Below are 18480 nucleotides of genomic sequence, written 5' to 3' on the forward strand. Positions count from 1 at the left end.
CCCCAAGGTCTTAAAACCATTAATATCTGCAATTTTCAAGGTTCGGTTGAGCCTATTTTTTAGACTCCGTTTTTCATAGATTACTTGACACTACCTTACAAGCGCTTGAACCAGTGCCTGCACTGTCCAATTATAACGCCACTTTCACAACTACCTTTTTTACTTCACATGGCCCGCCTGCCTGGCATCTCGGCTTATGAGCATCCTCTGGGGCAACCACGATCAGATCGCCTTCTTCCAGGAATACGCTGCCTGAAAATTCAGGCTCCTCATAGAAGATCAGGTCATTGGCCTCATTGCGCTCTTTTTCCACCAGTCCGTCTCTCTTACACACCCCGAACTGCTCCCTGCCGGATACCATGTACTGAATGTCAAAATATTTCTCGTGAGTCTCAAAGGAACCCTGGCTTGCAGGAAATGTGGTATATTCCTGTACATTGGCAACCACCGTATCACCCATGATCGGATAGCTTCCCGCTGCCAGGGACTTGATATCAGTCTCAGCCAGCCACTTATAGGCGCAGGTAAATTTTTCTTCCAGGTAATTGTACTTCTCAGCAATACTTACATTTGAAAAAAACATTGTCATGACCTCCTTGTCCGAACCATATGTTATTATCTGCTTGCAATATCTTCTGTTTCCATATTTCCCGCTGCAAGGGACTGGACCTGCGCCCAGATCGCCTCATCCACGCAGACACCGTCTGCCATGCTCTTTGCACGGGTGGTAACAGTGCGCTCGCCCGGGCAGGTCACGCGGCCGCCCTCCCGCTCCGGATGGCTTGCATCCGCCGCGGCCACACGTTTGTTGAGCATTGCCTGGATATCCTCCTTGTTTCCGAACAGATATGGGTCAAATGCAATAAAGATCTGGCAGCAGCCGGTACAGCTTCCGTTGTTCGCCTCATCCATGTCTGTTCCGCAGTTTCCGTTTGCCATAAGAGCCGCTGCCATGTCCAGGGCAATAGCCATTCCGCTGCCCTTCCAGTATCCGGTAGGCAGGATACGCTTGCTCTCCTCAATGGCTCCCGGATCGCTGGTCAGGTTGCCGTCCTTATCAAATCCGCCCGGGAAAGGAAGCTCCTTGCCGGCCAGACGGTAAACGCCCAGCTTACCGTAGGCATACTGGCTCATGGCCATATCCAGCACAATGGGTCCGTCTTCCCTTGGGATGGCGATGCAGAACGGATTGTTGCCAACTCCCGGCTCATCGCTTCCCCACAGAGGCATGCAGCTCTCAGTATTGATCCAGCTGATCCCCATGAATCCGGCCTCCGCCATACGCCATGCGTAGGTGCCGCCCCTCATCCAGTGAGTGGTATTCTTAAGGGATACACAGCCTATTCCGTGAACCTTTGCCAGTTCCATGGCGCGGTCAGCACAGTACAGGGCATTGGTGATGCCGATTCCAAGATGGCCGTCATAGTTCTCCACAGCGCCCTTTGCGCCCATTAACTCCGGCTTGCCTTCCAGGTTGATCCAACCCTTCTGCACATACTCTGCAAAGCGTGGAATACGGTTAAGCCCATGGCTCTCAACTCCGTCCGCGCTGGACTGGGTATGGATGGCGGAACATACCTCTGCCTGCTCCTCGCTCAGTCCCAGGTTTAAAAATGCAGTCTTTACAGTGTCTTTGACAGTATCATAGGGGATACGTAAACTCATAGTCCTTCTCCTTTAAACACATTTATATGATTGATTCTATGACCGATTCTATCCTTGCTCCGGATCAGTCCGGATCCGGCGCCTGTTCAGGTGCACATGGCTCAAGCCCGGCAAACTCCATCATTTCCTCGTAAAGGCCGCTGGCTTCTTCGGGGGAATAGCCGTATACAAGAAACACGTCCATGACATAGGGGGCATAGGGGATGCCCGTTATCTCTTTTGCAAATGCCATGGCCGCGATCTCGCTGAGTGCAATGATGGTGGAGTCATTGTGTACAGGGCCCAGGGACCACAACCTGATCTTTTCTGTCTTTGTATAGATCTCGTGCTTATATTTTTCTTCCACATTATGGAAGAGCTCATGGGCCAGCAAAAGCCTGCTTATGTTCAGCCCCTCCGTCAGGATCTCCCTGATCTCCGGCTTTTCCAGGAATTTCTTTGCCTTTTTCACCGCATCCATGTAGATGCATATGGTGTCCGGAACCCGGTATTCGGCAAAGAGCACCCGGTCCGTCTTCTCCGGATAGGTGGGGTAGGACACCTTCATGCCCATGGCCTTTGCTATCACCTCAGGATCGGAGCTTTTGTACTCCTCCATCACCTTCCTGGCATATTCCTGCCCGCAGGCCAGGGCCTGCTCCATCCAGCTGCGGCGCTGCTCATCTGTAAATTTTCCATTCAGCGGCTCCCTTGAGAACACATACCGGAACCACTCCACCGGTTCGATGGCGGCCAGGTCCCCCAGCATCCGGTCCAGAGGCCGCAGCGGAAAATGGGGACGCTCATAGCGTTTCGTCCCCTGTTTTCCGAACAGCCCGTCTGTTATGGGCTTTAAAGCTTTCTGAAACTCTTCCTTGTTCATAATAAATTAAATCTCCGTCACTGATGCCACAATGAGGATATCCTCATCAGGTTCCCTGTCACCCAGATCCAGATCCATCAACAGGTAGATCTGATCCAGGTCAACTGCGCTGTAATCGCCCACACGCGGTCCCACACATACGAAGAAGTCAGGTCTTATGACCGTATCGGTCTTAAACACAGCCTCATCCTTCCACATCTGCTCAACCACTTCCTTATAATCTGCGACCTTGCACTTCACAACATTACCATTGGAACACTGAACCTTGATAAATCCTTTCTTATCAACGATACGCAGCGGATGCCTGTCATCACGCAGACCCTGGTACACATAGAATTTATCAGTCATTTCCGCCAGCGCGATCTGGCTTACCTTTGGCCCAAAGTCCTGGGTGGCCAGTTCACATGCCTCTGCCTCATCACATTCCTTTAACAGGTCCGTGGTCTTAACCTCCGTAGAACCGGTTGCAATGGCAGTTACCTTACCGGTCTGGTTGTCGATCTCGATATGGACTTCAACCGTATCCGGTGATGCGCCGGAGCTTACAGCCATATCAGCCGCTTCCTTTTTAAGCTCCCTGATATCGTCCTGGGAAGGATTAGGGATTACACGCTCAACCACGTCACGCACCATGGAAAGGGCAACTCCGATGGAGGAGATAACCTCCGCATTCTCAGGAATGCTGTACTGAAGTCCCATCTTTCCTGCACAGTAGGGAACCAGGGATGCAGCTCCGCCCCCGCAGCCCACCAGCTTCATGCTCTCATGGTCAAGCTGATATTTCTCTGCCAATGCATTGATACATGCATTTACTTTTTCAAAATCCTTATCCAGGATCTGGGTGGCCAGTTCTTCCACTGTAATGCCCAGTTTATCCGCTACGGGCTGCATGGCCTTGCGGGCCGCATTGGCATTGCCGTGGGCAAAGTACTGCTCCTCGATCAGCCCCAGCACGTTAGCCGCACATGTATTGGTAAAGCAGATGCGCTTTCCATTCTTTAATCGGATGGTCACATAATCGTTCGGATCCCCCGGCTTGGGGCTTACCATTTCGATCTGCGGATCCTCGATCTCCTCCTCTGGAGTAAAGCATGCATACTCACAGCCTGCAATATGGGCAGAACGAGGACCAACGTCCACCACTGCCTTGTCACTGATACGCACCATGGAACCGCCTGCGCAGCCCAGGATACGCACATCCAGGGAACTGATGTAAGTGTCGTGCCCTCCGATCTGGGCATAGTCAACACCAGGACGGCCGTTCTTGATCACACCGATGTTGGTGGTGGTTCCGCCCACCTCAAAATAGATGGCATTGGAAGCACGCAGATACATCAGGGAACCCATAACGGAAGCAGCCGGTCCCGACAGTGCTGTCAGGATGGGACGCTTACGCATCTCACTGATTTCCATAACGCCGCCATCGCCTCTCATGATCATCAGAGGAACGGTAACGCCTGCCGCACGTACGGATGACTCGGTTGCATTGGCTGTCATCATCATTTTGGGCAGGATGGATGCATTGATTGCTGCAGTACGTGTACGGCGCGTAAGTCCGTACAGCTTTGTAATATCAGAAGCCATGGTAACCGGCACATTTTTCTTTTCCGCACAGCCATGGATCATCATTTCCTCATCCATGCTGTCCACACCAAAGGCCATGGAGGCAACAATTACCTGTGAGCCCTGGTTCAGTAATTCATCAATATTTTGGTTGATCACGTCTTCGGTCAGCATTTTCTTCTTGATAAAGGTATTGTATACCTTGATCATCCTGCCAACCTTTTCATCCAGAATAATGTCTTTAAGGGCCAGCTGGCGCTTTGCCAGAAATCCTTCCAGGCCGCCGCCTGCAACGCCGACCACGCCGACGCTTGCCACATCGCCTTCAATAAAAGCATTGGTAGCCTGAGTGGTAGAGTGGGCAACGAACACAACATCTTCTGGAGCGATGTTGTTCTCGCGCATACAATTCTGAAAGCTCTTTACAACACCGGCAGCAACGCCGCTCTTGTCGTCATGTGTAGTTTTAACCTGATTTTTTCCAATAATTTCATGGGTCTCATTATCCATTGCAACGCACTTGGTATAAGTGCCACCAACGTCAATCCCCATACGAACAGCTCTATGATTACGCTCTGCCATATTATCCATTCCTTTCACTCTACAATACTTTTCCAAGATTCTTTTGATCGTGGACCTTTATTACTGCTATAACGAAACATTTGTCGGGAGATATCCGGGCGCACATGATATACGCCCGGTTAAACAGAATATGCTTTTATTTTTTAAGAGAAATTCATTGTCAAATTGTAACTGTTCAGGACGGCTCATCTTCCTGACCTGAACTGTTACGTCAAATCTTAGATGAACCAAGCAGCTCCGAGTCCGCCTAACAGGATGAATACGGCAATATACTGGATCACACCTGTAAGGTAAGAGTTGGGAATTGATAGTTTCAGGAAGTCTCTGGATTCTACCTTGGTATAAGCAAGACCCCATGCAACCCATGACTGGGTGATACAGCTTCCGATATTAACAGTGATGGTTGGGATGGCAAATACGCCGTATAAAAATGGTACTGAGAAGGATGCAACATTAGATAACACACCCAGTGTAGCAGCACCACAGCCAACCAGTGTCATAGGTCCGCGGAACAGGCCCATGAAAAGCAGTACAGCAAATATTATACAAACAGCCAGTTCGCTCTTAGGCATTACATTTCCTAAGATCGCCTTGAAATAAGGAGATGCATAGGTAGCAACCTGGTTGAACATAGGCAGTGTAAGAAGGAAGCCTACCAGTGGAGCGGTATCAACCACACCATCATAGTAAAGCTTGTTAACCAGCTGACAGTTCTCTTTGAAGGATCCCTTCATCCTGCCGCAAAGGAACAGGGCCAGGAAACCAGCAATGATGAATCCGCCGATAACGGAGAAATCCAGCCAAATTTTCAGTACAACCGGTACGATTGGGAGGATCAATGTATACATTGGCGCATTCTTCTGGTCAGGAGAGGAATTACGGCTCTGAGCTGCCCATGAATGAACTGTCTTTGACTTCTTAAGGTAAACAGCAGCCAGTACAGTGGTTGCCACCAGCATGATGATCAGTGCTGCATAACCCCAGTGAGCCGCATACCATCCCAGTGTGAATTCAGGCATCTCATCAGGAGTGATGTAGAATGCACGGTACTGTGCAAAGTTAACAGGGTTCAGGTAGATACCTGCTGCAACAGATCCCATGAAAGAGAACATTGCAATTGCCTTTGGTACGCCAAGAGACATTAAAATAGGAAGTACGATAACGCCGATAGCGATAACAGGGCCAGCGCCGGTCATGGCGGTGAAGATCAGTGCTGTAACGATGTTTAACAGTGCGATGGTAACCATTGGCTTATCTCCGCCCAACTCAACGGTCTTACGGATCAGGGTAGATGCAATACCGGTATCCATCAGTACACGTCCAAACCATGCACCCCAGCAAACATTAACCAGTGTGGTACCCCAGCCTTCGGGAGCACTCTGGAAAATCTTGTTCAGGATAGACACCAGCTTTGTGTCTGTGCCTGCGCCAAACTGCAGAACAGGGTTTGCTTCAATGAATGCCTGGCTGGCGAACATGGTTCCTACCAGCGGCAGAACGGTCCAGACAACGGTAATCATCAAGAATCCGATCATCAGGTTGTGGCCTTTGATACAGTAGTATGCCAAGCCGAAGAAAGAAAGTAACAAAATTATACCAATAACGTATTCCATGGTATTCCTCCTCATATCTTTTTTTATTTTCCTACACGTGGAACTGCTTTGGGTTCCTGTTGCTTCAGGTCCCCTTCTCTCTCAAAACATCAGGATATTCTGGTTTCATCTCCCTTCATTATGTAATAAATATATTTCCATCCAGACCAGGCATACTCTGACCTTATCTGGAAAAGAACTGTGGATAGATTCCCTGGAGTGTATCCATGTTCCAGAGAATTGTGTTGAAATGGTTGGAACAGATCAGGGAAGCAGCTTCCGCATCCCCCCGCATAATGTTGTCAACCAGCAGGCGTCCCTCCACCTGGGTGTGTTCCCACCTGGTCAGGGAGGACATATAGACCTTAAAATTAAAGGTGCTGTACTGGAGATAGTTGACCCGCATCAGGTCACAGTCCATGGTCCTGAAATAATCCCATATATGCTCCTTGCCGCAAAAAGTGGACAGCAGGTAGCGCAGATGTTCATCCGCTGCCAGAAGTTCCAGCACCTCATTATCCCCTGTGATCTCCTTCTGTTTTGCAAGGGTCTGTTCCAGGGCCTCTCTCTGCTCCGGGGTCAGCCCCTGTCTGCAGATCTCCTCAATAACCGCCTGCTCCAGAACAATGTGGGTGTGCACGGACTGTTTGATCCGCTCAGGGTCGATCATGGTGACCACGGTCCCTCTCTGGGGATAAACCACTATGTAACCTTCCTCGATCAGCCGGGCCAGCGCATCCCTTACCAGGGCGCGGCTTACGCTCATCTGGGAGGAAAGGGAATTCTCGCTGAGCATCTCCCCGGGCTCGATGGCCAGGCTTAATATCTGATTGCGCAGAAAATTATAAATTTCATTTCTGGAATCGGCTTTCACAACCTTGTCTTTTACCTCAGGCACACTCTCATCCCCTCTCAGCACGCTTCGCCCCCCTGCCCGTAACGGGGGCTGCCAGGATTGCATACAAGTTATTTTCGCTTTTGCATACCAGTTTAGCTCAAAATTGCATATCAGCTGCGGAAATAACAGGTTAAATCAAATTGTATTATTTTCAAGACATATACAAGATAACACATTTGTCTCATGAGTGCAACACCTTTTTTAACATTTTACACATGATTTTCGTTAATTTTTTATTTAGTAGTTGCTTTTTTCACAAATAATGATAAAATTATATTAGAAAATGCAGTGGGAAAAATTGCATACAAGTTAGGGTTGGAATTTATTTACATTTTCTCTGTTCTGCTCCAATGTTTTAATATAGTGGAAATGCATTCTTATCAAACCTATCCTTGTATGCTATAATTTGATTTATGCCATTGACCGTCAGTGGAATACGTACCTGAACCGACTTGATTTTTACAGAATATTAAGAAAGGTGATTGCTATGTCACTACTTCCTTTTAATGATCCTAACAGCCGTATGATTGCGCGCCGCCCCTCAGAGGACGCACGCCAGTATGCATACCGCGTGATTAAAAACTGTATACTGGAGCTGTTCCTTCCTCCGGGGCAGAAGATGAATGAAATAGACCTGGCTTCCTCTTTAAATGTAAGCCGTACGCCTGTACACGATACCTTTACAAAACTGTCCAGGGAGAACCTGGTAGATATCATTCCCCAGAGAGGGGCCTTTGTATCCAGGATCGACTCGGAACGGATCGAGCACGCCATCTGGCTTCACACAAAGCTTGGCACCTCCATGCTTCACACCATCTTTATAAGGAACGTGAAGAAGAATGATCTGGAATCCCTGTATTACAACCTGCGCCAGCTGGACGACTATCTTTACCAGGGCAACCTAAACCAGGCCCCCAGGCTGCTGTCTGATTACTATCATCAGCTCTATATACTGGCCGGGGACATGGACCTGGTATGGGAATCCCTGCAAAAGGTGGATATGGACCTGCAGCGGCTTTTGTACCTGGCCACCAGCAGTTCCGCGGTAGTGGAAGGTTTCCTGTGCGAGCTCACCAATCTGACCGATGCCCTGGCCAACAGGAACAATGACCAGGCCTGCCTGATCTACAGCCATCACATGTCCAGGATGCTGCTTCTGCTCCCGCCTTTAAAGCAGCATAACCCGGAATATTTTATATGCGGCAGCAGTGATGCCGCGTCCTGATCTGCAAAAATAATCGCACGTAAGTGCCAGTGACATGTATCGCACGTAAGCGCCTACAGGACAGGCGCTAAGTGCTCATAACGAATCACTGCACTAAGCTCGTTTAAGACCTCGCTAAGTGCCAGTGACATGTATCGCACGTAAGCGCCTACAGGACAGGCGCTAAGTGCTCATAACGAGGAGGTATGTGATATGGAAAATTATAGGGATCTGTTCTCCCTGGAGGGCAAGACAGCACTGGTTACAGGAGGAACGGGAGGACTTGGAAGCGCCATTGCCCTGGCTTTTTTACAGCAGGGAGCCAATGTGGCCGTGTGCGGCGGCCATCCGGAAAAGGCGGCCGGACTGGCTGACTATGCGGCCCAGGCAGGCAGGAAGTTCCTCTCCATCCGCTGCGATATCCAGAAACAGTCAGACATTGACAATATGTTAAATGAAATCGAGGAACAGCTGGATACCCTGGACATCCTTGTTAACAGCGCGGGTATGAACCGCCTTCTGCCGGCTGAGGACTACACGGAGGATGCCTTTGACCAGGTCATGGGCCTGAACGTAAAAGGACTTCACCTGGTGACAAAGGCGGTGGGAAAGCGCTTTATGATCCCCAGGAATTACGGCAGGATCCTCAACCTGTCCTCTGTTAAGAGCCTGATCGGTACAACGGAAAATTATATTGCATACTGCGCCAGCAAGGGCGCTGTGAACATGTACACCAAACAGCTGGCCTGTGAATGGGGCAAATATAGGATCACCTGCAACGCCATTGCACCCACCTTTGTCCGCACACCCATCAATTCCTTTCAGCTGGACGATCCGGCTTTCTACAAAAAGCTGACGGACCGCATTCCCCTGGGCCGTATCGGACAGGAACGGGACATAGCGGCAGCGGCCCTGTACCTTTGCAGTGACGCGGCGGAGTTCGTAAGCGGACAGGTGCTGGCCGTGGACGGCGGGCTTACATCCATGCAGTAATAGTCGCCTGTGAGACTCCAAAATTACACTTTATAACAAGGAGGAAAACCATGATATTCGGAAATGTAAGTAATGAATTTTTTGATCAGCAGATCGCTGTGCTTCCGGCCGCCCTTCAGAGCGCCATCCGTTTTCTGAAGGAGAATGACCTGGCAGCCCACGAGCCCGGCAGATTCGACATTGAACTGGGCGGCGTCCCCATGATACTTCAGGTCCTGGACTTAAACACCGCTCCCCGCGAAACTTTAAGGCCGGAGATCCACCGAAAGAATATAGATGTCCAGTTCCTGGCTGCCGGCGGACCGGAGCGGGCGGGATATTATAATGATGACCGGACAAACCAGGTGGATGAGGATCTTCTCGACACTCCAAGAGATATCCTTTTTTATCACAATAATCCCAATGCCCCGGAAGGGACCATTGAACTGGTTCCCGGGACCTATGCTGTTTACTTCCCATGGGATGTGCATATTCCGGCTGTCCAGACAGGAGCCTCCCCTGCGCCGATCCGCAAGATCGTAATCAAGGTTCCCATGAGCGCCTGCGCCCCCGCGGCAGAAAACTGAGGTTTTGATTATGGATATGATCACTCATCTGGAAACCCTTGCCCAAAAGGATCCTGACCAGCGCCGCCAGGCACTGGCAGGGGTGCTTGAGGCCGAGGGGCTTTCTTATACCCTTCAGGAGGAGGAAGCCAGCTTTAAGAATCCAAGAGGCGTGGCAAATTACCTTCTGACCCCCTGGCAGGAAACTCCCTGCCTGCTTTTCTGCGCCCACTATGACGCGGTGCCCGGAAGCTTTGGGGCCAATGACAACGCGGCATCCCTGTGTATCCTCATTGCCCTTGCAAAGGAACTAAAAAGCAGAAATCTTCCCGCCCGGTTTGCTTTCTTTGACGGGGAGGAAAACGGCAATGCCGGCAGCAGGCTCTACGCCGCCCAGATGGATAAGTCCGCTGTTACGGGGATCATCAATCTGGATGTGTGCGGATTCGGCGATACCATTGCCATCTGCGGCAAGGGCCATGAGACCAAGCCGGTGCTGCGCCCATTTTGCGACAAAGCCCTGTTGGACAAGCACAATGGGCAGGTACTAAAATACCTTCCCAAAAGCGATGAGGTCTCCTTTGCCGGCAGCCGGATCCCCACCATGAGCCTGTGTGTGGTCCCCCGGTGGGACATCCAGTACTTAAAGGCCATGGCCACCTATGGAGACGGCTTTCTGGGCCGTCCCCCTGAGTTTGATATGATGCTGGAACAGATGGAAGTCATAACCACCATGCACGGCGGCTACCGTGATAATCCACAGTATGTGGAGGAAGATGCCATGATGCAGGTCTATGGGTATCTCCTGGAAGGAGTAACGGCCCCGCCTGCTGCGAAAAAGCGCTTCGGGCTTTTTTAGGAACCGGCTGAACCAACCGGCATTTAGATTAGGTTTAGATTGGTCTCAGGCCGCCCCTACCATACAGGATCATGCCGGCCTGTTTTTCCCAAAGCCTTAAGGGTACTGTCATGTAGGATCTCCCTCTCATACTTATCCTGTGACACATAGCAGGAATAAAAGATATCGGTCATCAGGAGTATGGGAAACTGCGGCGAGATCACATTTCCATGGTTCAGGTGAAGAAGGGACGGGATCAGCAGCACTTCGTCACAGAATCCATCGTACTCCGGTTTATTCTTGGCAGTGAGCAGGACGGTCCTGGCCTTTTTCTGATGGGCTTCCTGCAGCAGGAAGATCACATCTTCCGTCTCACCGCTGATACTGACTCCCAGCACCAGGCTGTTCTCATCCTGGAACACTCCCCGCATGCGCATCATGTCCCTGTCATCCATGGATGTGATGTCCACGCCGATCCTCATAAAACGCAGTTCCATCTCCCTGGCTGCCAGGCCGGAGCTTCCCATGCCGCACACAAACACCCGTGCGGCTTTGTTCATGTAACGGCAGATGCGCTCCACCTGTTTTTCGTTCACCAGGTTATAGGTCTTGTTCAGCAGTTCCTGATATGCGTTGAGTACGGTTCTTGTGTTGCCGGTCATGGATTCCTGCCGGACCACAAAATGTTCCCCATACTGGTAGATAAATTCCCTGTATCCCTTAAATCCGCATTTCTTGGCAAACCGTGACAGGGATGCCTCTGATACAAACAGCTTTCCCGCCACTGCTTTGGCGGAAAAGTCCGTCTCCTCCCTGTTGTAGATAAAAAAATCCGCTATATTCCTCTCCACCGTGGTGAAATTGTCGTAATTTGACTCGATTACCGGTATCACTGATTTCAGATATTCCATCCCATCATCCCTGTCTCTCTTTGAAATGGTAGTAGGCCCCTCTCATTCCGGCATCATTTCCGTGCTGTGCAAAGGCCAGAGCAGTCTTTTCCCGGATGCTGGATACAAGGTACCGGTCCATGGCCGCCTGGATCCTGGGCCGCAGATACTTCTCCTGGGCCATGACGCCTCCTCCCAGCACCACCACCTGGGGATTGATCACATAGCATATATTGGAGATTCCTTTTCCCAGCACATCACACATGTCGTCAATGGCCTGGATACACACGCTGTCCCCTGCCTTGGCCAGTTCAAAGATGCGAAGGCCATTCCACATATGAACCGGTTCCCCCTTTGCAAGAGCCACCTTTGAGGCAAGGATACTGGCTGCTCCCAGAGTCTGGAAATCGCTGCCCTCCATATGCATGTATCCAACCTCACAGGCGCTGTTGCTAAAGCCGTGGTACACGTTTCCGTCTATAATGATACAGCCTCCGATCCCGGTCCCCACTGTAAGACACAGAGCGGACCGGCTTCCTGCCGCTGCCCCCGATACGGCCTCTGAAAGCCCTGCGCAGTTAACGTCATTTTCCACTTCACAGGGAAGGCCAAACTCCGATTCCATCCTGGCTTTGATCTTTGTGCCCGCATAATCAGGGATCAATGGGGCGGAGTAAAAGATCTCCCCCTTTTCCACATCCACCATGCCGGCCGTGGATACGCAGATCCCATCCACTCTCCACAGCTTCAGATATTCCCTTACAATGCCCACCGCCTTTTCCAGCAGGCTGGGGCCGCCCTTAAATGCCTCGGTAGGCATCTTATCCTTGGTCAGGAACAGTTCATTTTCATCCAAAACGCCGTACTTGATCTCTGTACCGCCAATGTCAATGCACACGTATTGTTTCATCCTTACTCTTCTCCTTTTTCTTCCTTGTTTTATTCTGCCGCAAAAGGCAAACCTGCCCTTTGCAATGGTTTGCCTTTTACATCTTCCCTATATTACTTACCTGTATTACTTACCTGTACTGCTTGCCTATATTAGTTCCTTGTACTGAATCAGTTATCGATCCTTACTTTAAAAATGGCCTTCTTGATCTGCTTTGGGCCATCCACCGCCACTGCGGTGCGGTGTCCGTCATGGGGGTAGCAGATCAGGAAATCTCCGGGGCGCAGCACTGCGTGGCTGTTGGGTTCTCCCTCCAGAGGAAGGAAATCATCCTTTTGCACAAAATCCTTCTGCTCCATGTTCTCTATAAAGTTTAAATCAATCTGCTCCTGTCCGTCAAGCATTAAATGTACATCCAGGTATTTTCTGTGAGCTTCCCAGAAACGCTTTTCCGGTACAGTGGTTTCATATTCCACTACATTTACAAACAGGCGCTCTCCGTCTATGGGATGGCTGCCCTTTTCAAATCCGAGGAGATCATGGGCCAAGGCGTACTCAAAGCATTCTCTTACTGCCTGCGGCAGGAATCCATAGGTTCCTTCCTGGGTTATATTTCCAAAGATCATAGGTTATCCTCCTGTTCTGCCCTTGTCATTTCATGTATCAGATCAATTATGATAAATGGTTGCGTCCGCCGCCGGTTTGGATGTATCCCCGTCCATCTTTCTGGTGATGATACTTACCGGAAGACCCACAACCAGGGAAATGGCAATGGAGATAATGGAGTAGGACCAGATGGATACCGCGCCTGCCGGTGCCATGTATTTGATGCAGACCATGGTGATGGCTGCCACAAAGAACGCCACGTAAGCGCCTTTTGCATTGGCCGCTTTGGTAAAGGTTCCCAGTACAAAGGTTCCTCCCAAAACGCCCAGCACAAGGCCCATAAATCCGTTAAACCACTCATATGCCGACTTGATCTCGCCGTTGGCAAGGATCATGGATACCAGGATGGCCACAACGCCCACGCCCAGGGATACGTACTGGGCAATCCTTGTCTGAAGGGCAAAGCTCATTTCCTTTTTGGACAGACGCTCCTGGATATCCAGTGTCCAGCTGGTTGCCACGGAGTTAAGTCCGGTAGACAGGGTGGACTGGGACGCCGCATAGATGGCTGCCAGCAGAAGTCCTGTAATGCCTACGGGCAGCTCATATGCGATATAGGAAGCAAAGATCTGATCCTGCTGCGCTGCCGGCGGGAGGGCATTCTGGCTGTAGAATACATACAGTCCCGTGCCGATCAGGTAAAATACGGTTGCAATAAAAATGGACAGTGCTCCGTTGGTCAGCATCATTTTGTTCAGTTTCTTTGTGTCCGTGGTGGTGGTGAAACGCTGTACAATATCCTGGCTGGATACATAGGAGGAACAGGTGTTAAATCCAGCGCCCACGATCAGCAGGAACACGCTGTCCTTTAAAATGTTGGGATTAAAAATGGGCTGGTCAGGTGCCAGGAACTTGCCCTGTCCCATGGTGGAAAAGATGGAGCCGAAACCGCCGTCAATCCCGTGGGCCAGGTAAAAGAGTGCAAAGGTAACACCCACCAGGAGCACGCTGCCCTGGATAAAGTCGGTCCAGAGCACGGATTTAAGGCCGCCTGTATAGGAGTAAATGATGGCGATCACGCCCATGGCAATGATCAATACATTTACATTGATGCCTGTCAGGTTGGACAATACCATGGACGGCAGATACATGATGATGGACATACGGCCTACCTGGTACACGATAAACATGACGGCGCCCAGGACGCGCAGGCCTTTGCTTCCGAAACGGATCTCCAGGTAGTGGTAAGCTGTATCAATATCCAGCTTGCTGTATATGGGCAGGAAAAACCGGATGGTGATGGGGATGGCCACCAGCATTCCAAGCTGTGCAAACCACATGATCCATGTTCCTGCATATGAATTTCCTGCCAGGGACAGGAATGAAATCGGGCTTAATAATGTTGCGAAAATGGACACGGAGGTAACCCACCACGGGATGGTTCCGTCCCCCTTAAAGAACTCCTTTCCCTTCATCTCCTTTTTGGAGAAAAAGAGGCCGGCAAATAATACTGCTGCAAGATATACAATAAGAATGATCAAATCAATTGTTGTGAACCCCTGCATATTTAAACTCCTTTTCTATCTGCCATGTCATTCCCGGCCCCTTTCATCCCTCCTGAAAGGGGCGGTGATGTTTTCCCTTTTGTGATGCCGCTGCATTAACAGTATTTGCCCACAGCCTCTCTTACCATACGCGCTGCTTCCCGTGCAATGGGAAGATCTTCCTCCACAAGCTGTGGAAGAGGTTCCCTTACCCCGCCCAGGTTCAGGTTCTCGTTGATCCGCAGCATTTCCTTAATGACTCCGTACATGTTGCCGTGGCAGGAGCACATTTTGTAGATAACCTCATTGGCCGCATACTGGACTTCCTTTGCTTCCTCCAGCTTTCCTGCCTTTACCAGCTCATCCATCTTAAGGAAAAGCTCCGGCATTACGCCGTAGGTTCCGCCGATCCCGGCTTCCGCGCCAATGACGCGGCCGCTGATAAACTGCTCGTCCGGACCGTTGAATATGATGTAATCCTTGCCTGCAGCCGCCTTGAACATCTGGATATCCTGCACCGGCATGGAGGAGTTCTTAACACCAATGACCCTGGGATTTTGGCGCATCTGTGCAAACAGTCCCTGAGTCAGAGCAACCCCTGCCAGCTGGGGGATGTTGTAGATGATGAAATCCGTGTTGGGAGCAGCCTCGCTCATGGTGTTCCAATATGCTGCAATGGCATATTCCGGGAGGCGGAAGTAGATGGGAGGAATAGCTGCAATGGCATCCACGCCCAGGCTCTCCGCATGTTTTGCCAGCTCCACGCTGTCCTTTGTGTTGTTGCAGGCAACATGGGCGATCACTGTAAGCTTGCCCTTGGCAACCGCCATTACATTTTCCAGCGTGGTCTTCCGGTCCTCCACGCTCTGGTAAATGCACTCCCCTGAAGACCCATTTACATAAACGCCCTTTACGCCTTTTTTAATATGATACTCGGTCAGCGCCCTTACACGCTCCGGGCTTACATTGCCCTCCTCATCATAACATGCGTAAAATGCCGGAATGATACCTCTGTACTTTTCTAAGTTTGCCATAATCTTTTCTCCTTTCCCAATCAGGCGTCTTCTGTCCGCCTATTAACCCTCTGCTTCAATTGCCTGGGCAAATGACCTGGTGATCAGCTGCGGCCTTGTAATAATGGACCCCACTACCACGCTGAATACTCCCAGTTCGATCACCCGTCTTGCTTTTTCCGGTGTGTTGATATTCCCCTCTGCAATGACCCTGTGCTTTACCTTTGCCACAATCTCACGTATGATGGAAAAATCATCCGACTCGATCTTCAGTCCCCGGCTCTGCTCCGTGTATCCCACCAGTGTTGTCCCAATAAAGTCAAATCCCAGTTGGTCCGCATGAAGTGCTTCCTCCACCGTGGAGCAGTCTGCCATCAACAGCTGGTCCGGATAGGCAGCCCTGATCTCCCGGTAAAACTCATCCAGGCTTTTTGCCCCCGGCCTCAAATCCGAAGTTGCATCCAGCGCAATAATCTCAGGCTTTACCTCCATCAGTTCCTCAATTTCTTTCATGGTGGGGGTGATGTATACTTTGCTGTCCTCATAATCCCGTTTTACGATTCCGATCACAGGCAGGTCCACCTGTTTTTGGATCTCAGCGATGTCCTCTTTGGTGTTGGCCCGAATACCCGCCGCCCCGCCTTCCTTTGCTGCCAGAGCCATGCGGCCCATGATAAAAGAAGAATGAAGCGGTTCCCCGGGCAGTGCCTGGCAGGAAACAATCAGTCTTCCCTCTAGGTGTTCAACCCTACCATTCATGTCTGTTTCCTCCTATTAAGGTTTTGTTAAGTTCTTGTAGCTTTAGTATAGCAGGTTTGTTTTTATTTTCAATAGTATCGGCATGTTCTGAAAGTTCTTTCATAAACTTTGAAATTCATCTGCCCTTTCGCACAATTTACAACGATAGTTTTTGTATAAAATGCACAATTATGCGGAGGTTGTTTCTCTAAAAATACAAAATCAGGAGGATTTCCCGGACAAAAAACTGGCAATGGGGAAATCCTCCTGTGATTTTGCTGGATTATTTAATTGTTAAAACCGCTTTATCTTCTTAGACGGCGTCTTCTCAAACTCCGCCTCCCTTACGATCAGGCTGTAGATCCTTTTATACACCGGCATATCCTTATTAAACTCGTCTATAAGCTCCCGAAGCCCTCCTTCTATATCCTTCACATGCCTCTTTCTGGCATACTCATAATCAGGGAATATCTCTGCCTCGATCACCTTGTCCTTTTCCCTTACCAGGACTTCCTTCACCAGGTCTGAGCGGCTCAGCTGGTTTTCCAGTTCCTCGGGAGATACATTTTCCCCGTTTGACAGAATGATCAGGTTCTTTCTGCGGCCTGTGATATAGAGGAAATTGTCCTCATCCACATACCCCAGATCACCGGTCTTAAGCCATCCGTCCTCCAGTGCCTGGTCCGTCTCCTCCTGCATCTTATAATAGCCCTGCATCACGCTGGTTCCCCTGACCCAGATCTCCTCATCCACGATCTTGGCCTCGCAGTTGGGAAGGAGCTTGCCCACGGAGCCGGTCTTATGATCCCATTCCAGGTTTGTGCTGATGACAGGGGAACACTCCGTCATGCCGTATCCCTGGAGAATGGTGATCCCGTACTCCTTAAACCGTTCCACATAGTCCGGGTCCAGATAGGCGCCGCCGCTGCATATAGTCTTCAGATTTCCGCCAAATGCGGCCTTGGCCACCATTTTCTTTGGCATCAGATTACCCGCATCCCGAAGCTTTCCGTAAATGGATTCGATCACCAGCGGAACCAGAAGCACGATCTCAGGTTTAAACAGCTTCATATTCTTCTGTACATGCATGATGGAATCATTGATACAGATGACAAGTCCGATGTAAAGTCCCTTGATGATATCCATGGTCAGGCAGTACACATGATTGATGGGAAGCAGGGTCATGGAGACCGTTCCTGCAGGAATCTTCATATCCAGGCACACTGCATTATCCACCAGGTTCCTGTGGCTGAGCATGACTCCCTTGCTCTTTCCCGTGGTTCCTGAAGTAAACAGGATGGTGCAGACCTGGTCAGGGTCAATGGCTGTCTCATATTCCCCGGTGTGGATCGCCATCTGCATGGAAAGGGACTGGATCCCGTCTCCGGGCTCAGCTGCCTGCATGGAAATGATCTGACGGACGCGGGGGCATTTCTCCCTCACCGCCTCCGCCACGTCCCGGCGTATCTCATCAAATATCAGCATTTCCACGTCCGCCCGGTCCAAAAGCCCGCACACTGCATCGGCGGGAAGCTGGGCATCTATGGGCACCGCAACGCTGCCGCTGCCCACGATCCCAAAATAACCCACGATCCACTGGTACGTAGTGGTGCCGATCAGGGCAATGTGTTTTCCACCCATGCCCATGGACTCCACCATGCGGCTCACGGACATGGAATCCCGGTTCACGTCCTGGTAGGACCGGTCCACGATCTCCCTTTTTACCTTATACCGAAATGCAGCCTCCGCCCCATAAGCCTCTGCCCCATGGCGGATGATATCTCTCAATGTTTCTACCGGCATAGCGTCCTCCCTTTTCTGTCTGCCATCAGTCCTGAAGCGACCGGATGTATTCCGCTGCGTCTTTTACAGTTTTTACATTCACCACTTCCCGCTCCTCCACTTCCACATCAAACCGGTCCTCGATCTCTCCCACCATGCTCATAAAGTCATAGGAGTTAAACCCTAAGTCCTCAATAAAGCGGGATTCCTCGCAAATCGCCGAGGGTTCCACATCCACATACTCACAGATCAATTCCTTTAATTCCTCAAACATTG

Annotated in this window: 18 protein-coding genes; 4 read left to right on the forward strand and 14 right to left on the reverse strand. The window is 50.4% G+C overall.

Features of this window, described 5'->3' with window-relative positions:
* Positions 1–130 precede the first annotated feature (130 nt).
* From ABID13_RS13660 to ABID13_RS13685, 6 genes are all read right to left on the reverse strand, one after another.
* Positions 131–583, reverse strand: a complete 453-nt coding sequence (locus ABID13_RS13660; RefSeq protein WP_007866267.1) for a NanQ anomerase/TabA/YiaL family protein — start codon at positions 581–583, stop codon at positions 131–133.
* A 32-nt stretch (positions 584–615) separates the two neighbouring features.
* Positions 616–1665 carry a 3-dehydro-L-gulonate 2-dehydrogenase gene (gene yiaK, locus ABID13_RS13665; RefSeq protein ID WP_007866268.1) on the reverse strand — a complete coding sequence of 350 codons (1050 nt, stop codon included), beginning with the start codon at positions 1663–1665 and terminating at the stop codon, positions 616–618.
* Positions 1666–1729: 64 nt separating this feature from the next.
* Positions 1730–2527: a hypothetical protein gene (locus tag ABID13_RS13670; protein WP_007866269.1), complete on the reverse strand. Its 798-nt coding sequence runs from the start codon at positions 2525–2527 to the stop codon at positions 1730–1732.
* A gap of 6 nt (positions 2528–2533) precedes the next feature.
* A complete protein-coding gene (locus ABID13_RS13675; RefSeq protein WP_007866270.1) occupies positions 2534–4672 on the reverse strand; it encodes a hydantoinase/oxoprolinase family protein in 2139 nt (712 codons plus the stop codon).
* 218 nt (positions 4673–4890) lie between these two features.
* A complete protein-coding gene (locus ABID13_RS13680) occupies positions 4891–6285 on the reverse strand; it encodes a hypothetical protein (protein ID WP_007866271.1) in 1395 nt (464 codons plus the stop codon).
* A gap of 163 nt (positions 6286–6448) precedes the next feature.
* Positions 6449–7183, reverse strand: coding sequence for a GntR family transcriptional regulator (locus ABID13_RS13685; protein ID WP_048929917.1), 735 nt, complete (start codon positions 7181–7183; stop codon positions 6449–6451).
* 466 nt (positions 7184–7649) lie between these two features.
* Here ABID13_RS13685 and ABID13_RS13690 point away from each other — a divergent pair, with 466 nt between their 5' ends.
* The 4 genes from ABID13_RS13690 to ABID13_RS13705 all read left to right on the forward strand — a co-directional run bounded on the left by ABID13_RS13690 (position 7650) and on the right by ABID13_RS13705 (position 10763).
* Complete coding sequence (locus ABID13_RS13690; protein ID WP_048929918.1) at positions 7650–8387, forward strand: GntR family transcriptional regulator; 738 nt, start codon at positions 7650–7652, stop codon at positions 8385–8387.
* A 192-nt stretch (positions 8388–8579) separates the two neighbouring features.
* Positions 8580–9359 carry an SDR family NAD(P)-dependent oxidoreductase gene (locus ABID13_RS13695; protein WP_045093473.1) on the forward strand — a complete coding sequence of 260 codons (780 nt, stop codon included), beginning with the start codon at positions 8580–8582 and terminating at the stop codon, positions 9357–9359.
* Between the two features lie 50 nt (positions 9360–9409).
* Positions 9410–9925: a NanQ anomerase/TabA/YiaL family protein gene (locus ABID13_RS13700; protein WP_045093474.1), complete on the forward strand. Its 516-nt coding sequence runs from the start codon at positions 9410–9412 to the stop codon at positions 9923–9925.
* A 10-nt stretch (positions 9926–9935) separates the two neighbouring features.
* Positions 9936–10763, forward strand: coding sequence for a M28 family peptidase (locus tag ABID13_RS13705; protein WP_048929919.1), 828 nt, complete (start codon positions 9936–9938; stop codon positions 10761–10763).
* Positions 10764–10819: 56 nt separating this feature from the next.
* Here the strand turns inward: ABID13_RS13705 and ABID13_RS13710 are convergent, their stop codons facing one another.
* From ABID13_RS13710 to ABID13_RS13745, 8 genes are all read right to left on the reverse strand, one after another.
* A complete protein-coding gene (locus ABID13_RS13710) occupies positions 10820–11653 on the reverse strand; it encodes a MurR/RpiR family transcriptional regulator (protein WP_007866284.1) in 834 nt (277 codons plus the stop codon).
* A 4-nt stretch (positions 11654–11657) separates the two neighbouring features.
* Complete coding sequence (locus ABID13_RS13715; protein WP_048929920.1) at positions 11658–12542, reverse strand: ROK family protein; 885 nt, start codon at positions 12540–12542, stop codon at positions 11658–11660.
* Positions 12543–12691: 149 nt separating this feature from the next.
* On the reverse strand, positions 12692–13147 hold the full coding sequence (locus ABID13_RS13720; protein WP_007866294.1) for a NanQ anomerase/TabA/YiaL family protein: 456 nt from the start codon (positions 13145–13147) through the stop codon (positions 12692–12694).
* Positions 13148–13189: 42 nt separating this feature from the next.
* The gene (locus ABID13_RS13725; RefSeq protein ID WP_048929921.1) at positions 13190–14692 is read right to left on the reverse strand and encodes a sodium:solute symporter family protein; all 1503 of its coding nucleotides are present in this window, start codon (positions 14690–14692) and stop codon (positions 13190–13192) included.
* A gap of 95 nt (positions 14693–14787) precedes the next feature.
* Positions 14788–15705, reverse strand: a complete 918-nt coding sequence (locus ABID13_RS13730) for a dihydrodipicolinate synthase family protein (RefSeq protein ID WP_048929922.1) — start codon at positions 15703–15705, stop codon at positions 14788–14790.
* A gap of 42 nt (positions 15706–15747) precedes the next feature.
* On the reverse strand, positions 15748–16443 hold the full coding sequence (locus ABID13_RS13735; protein WP_045093479.1) for an N-acetylmannosamine-6-phosphate 2-epimerase: 696 nt from the start codon (positions 16441–16443) through the stop codon (positions 15748–15750).
* Positions 16444–16716: 273 nt separating this feature from the next.
* On the reverse strand, positions 16717–18225 hold the full coding sequence (locus tag ABID13_RS13740) for an AMP-binding protein (protein WP_048929923.1): 1509 nt from the start codon (positions 18223–18225) through the stop codon (positions 16717–16719).
* 25 nt (positions 18226–18250) lie between these two features.
* The gene (locus tag ABID13_RS13745) at positions 18251–18478 is read right to left on the reverse strand and encodes an acyl carrier protein (protein ID WP_048929924.1); all 228 of its coding nucleotides are present in this window, start codon (positions 18476–18478) and stop codon (positions 18251–18253) included.
* Positions 18479–18480: the final 2 nt, after the last annotated feature.

It is taken from the genome of Enterocloster citroniae, from assembly GCF_040545455.1.
GTDB lineage: Bacteria > Bacillota > Clostridia > Lachnospirales > Lachnospiraceae > Enterocloster > Enterocloster citroniae.

Coding starts and splice junctions, on each gene's coding strand:
- ABID13_RS13660 (WP_007866267.1), bottom strand. CDS start 583: ATGTTTTTTTCAAATGTAAGTATTGCTGAGAAGTACAATTACCTGGAA.
- yiaK (WP_007866268.1), bottom strand. CDS start 1,665: ATGAGTTTACGTATCCCCTATGATACTGTCAAAGACACTGTAAAGACT.
- ABID13_RS13670 (WP_007866269.1), bottom strand. CDS start 2,527: ATGAACAAGGAAGAGTTTCAGAAAGCTTTAAAGCCCATAACAGACGGG.
- ABID13_RS13675 (WP_007866270.1), bottom strand. CDS start 4,672: ATGGCAGAGCGTAATCATAGAGCTGTTCGTATGGGGATTGACGTTGGT.
- ABID13_RS13680 (WP_007866271.1), bottom strand. CDS start 6,285: ATGGAATACGTTATTGGTATAATTTTGTTACTTTCTTTCTTCGGCTTG.
- ABID13_RS13690 (WP_048929918.1), top strand. CDS start 7,650: ATGTCACTACTTCCTTTTAATGATCCTAACAGCCGTATGATTGCGCGC.
- ABID13_RS13695 (WP_045093473.1), top strand. CDS start 8,580: ATGGAAAATTATAGGGATCTGTTCTCCCTGGAGGGCAAGACAGCACTG.
- ABID13_RS13700 (WP_045093474.1), top strand. CDS start 9,410: ATGATATTCGGAAATGTAAGTAATGAATTTTTTGATCAGCAGATCGCT.
- ABID13_RS13705 (WP_048929919.1), top strand. CDS start 9,936: ATGGATATGATCACTCATCTGGAAACCCTTGCCCAAAAGGATCCTGAC.
- ABID13_RS13710 (WP_007866284.1), bottom strand. CDS start 11,653: ATGGAATATCTGAAATCAGTGATACCGGTAATCGAGTCAAATTACGAC.
- ABID13_RS13715 (WP_048929920.1), bottom strand. CDS start 12,542: ATGAAACAATACGTGTGCATTGACATTGGCGGTACAGAGATCAAGTAC.
- ABID13_RS13720 (WP_007866294.1), bottom strand. CDS start 13,147: ATGATCTTTGGAAATATAACCCAGGAAGGAACCTATGGATTCCTGCCG.
- ABID13_RS13725 (WP_048929921.1), bottom strand. CDS start 14,692: ATGCAGGGGTTCACAACAATTGATTTGATCATTCTTATTGTATATCTT.
- ABID13_RS13730 (WP_048929922.1), bottom strand. CDS start 15,705: ATGGCAAACTTAGAAAAGTACAGAGGTATCATTCCGGCATTTTACGCA.
- ABID13_RS13735 (WP_045093479.1), bottom strand. CDS start 16,443: ATGAATGGTAGGGTTGAACACCTAGAGGGAAGACTGATTGTTTCCTGC.
- ABID13_RS13740 (WP_048929923.1), bottom strand. CDS start 18,225: ATGCCGGTAGAAACATTGAGAGATATCATCCGCCATGGGGCAGAGGCT.
- ABID13_RS13745 (WP_048929924.1), bottom strand. CDS start 18,478: ATGTTTGAGGAATTAAAGGAATTGATCTGTGAGTATGTGGATGTGGAA.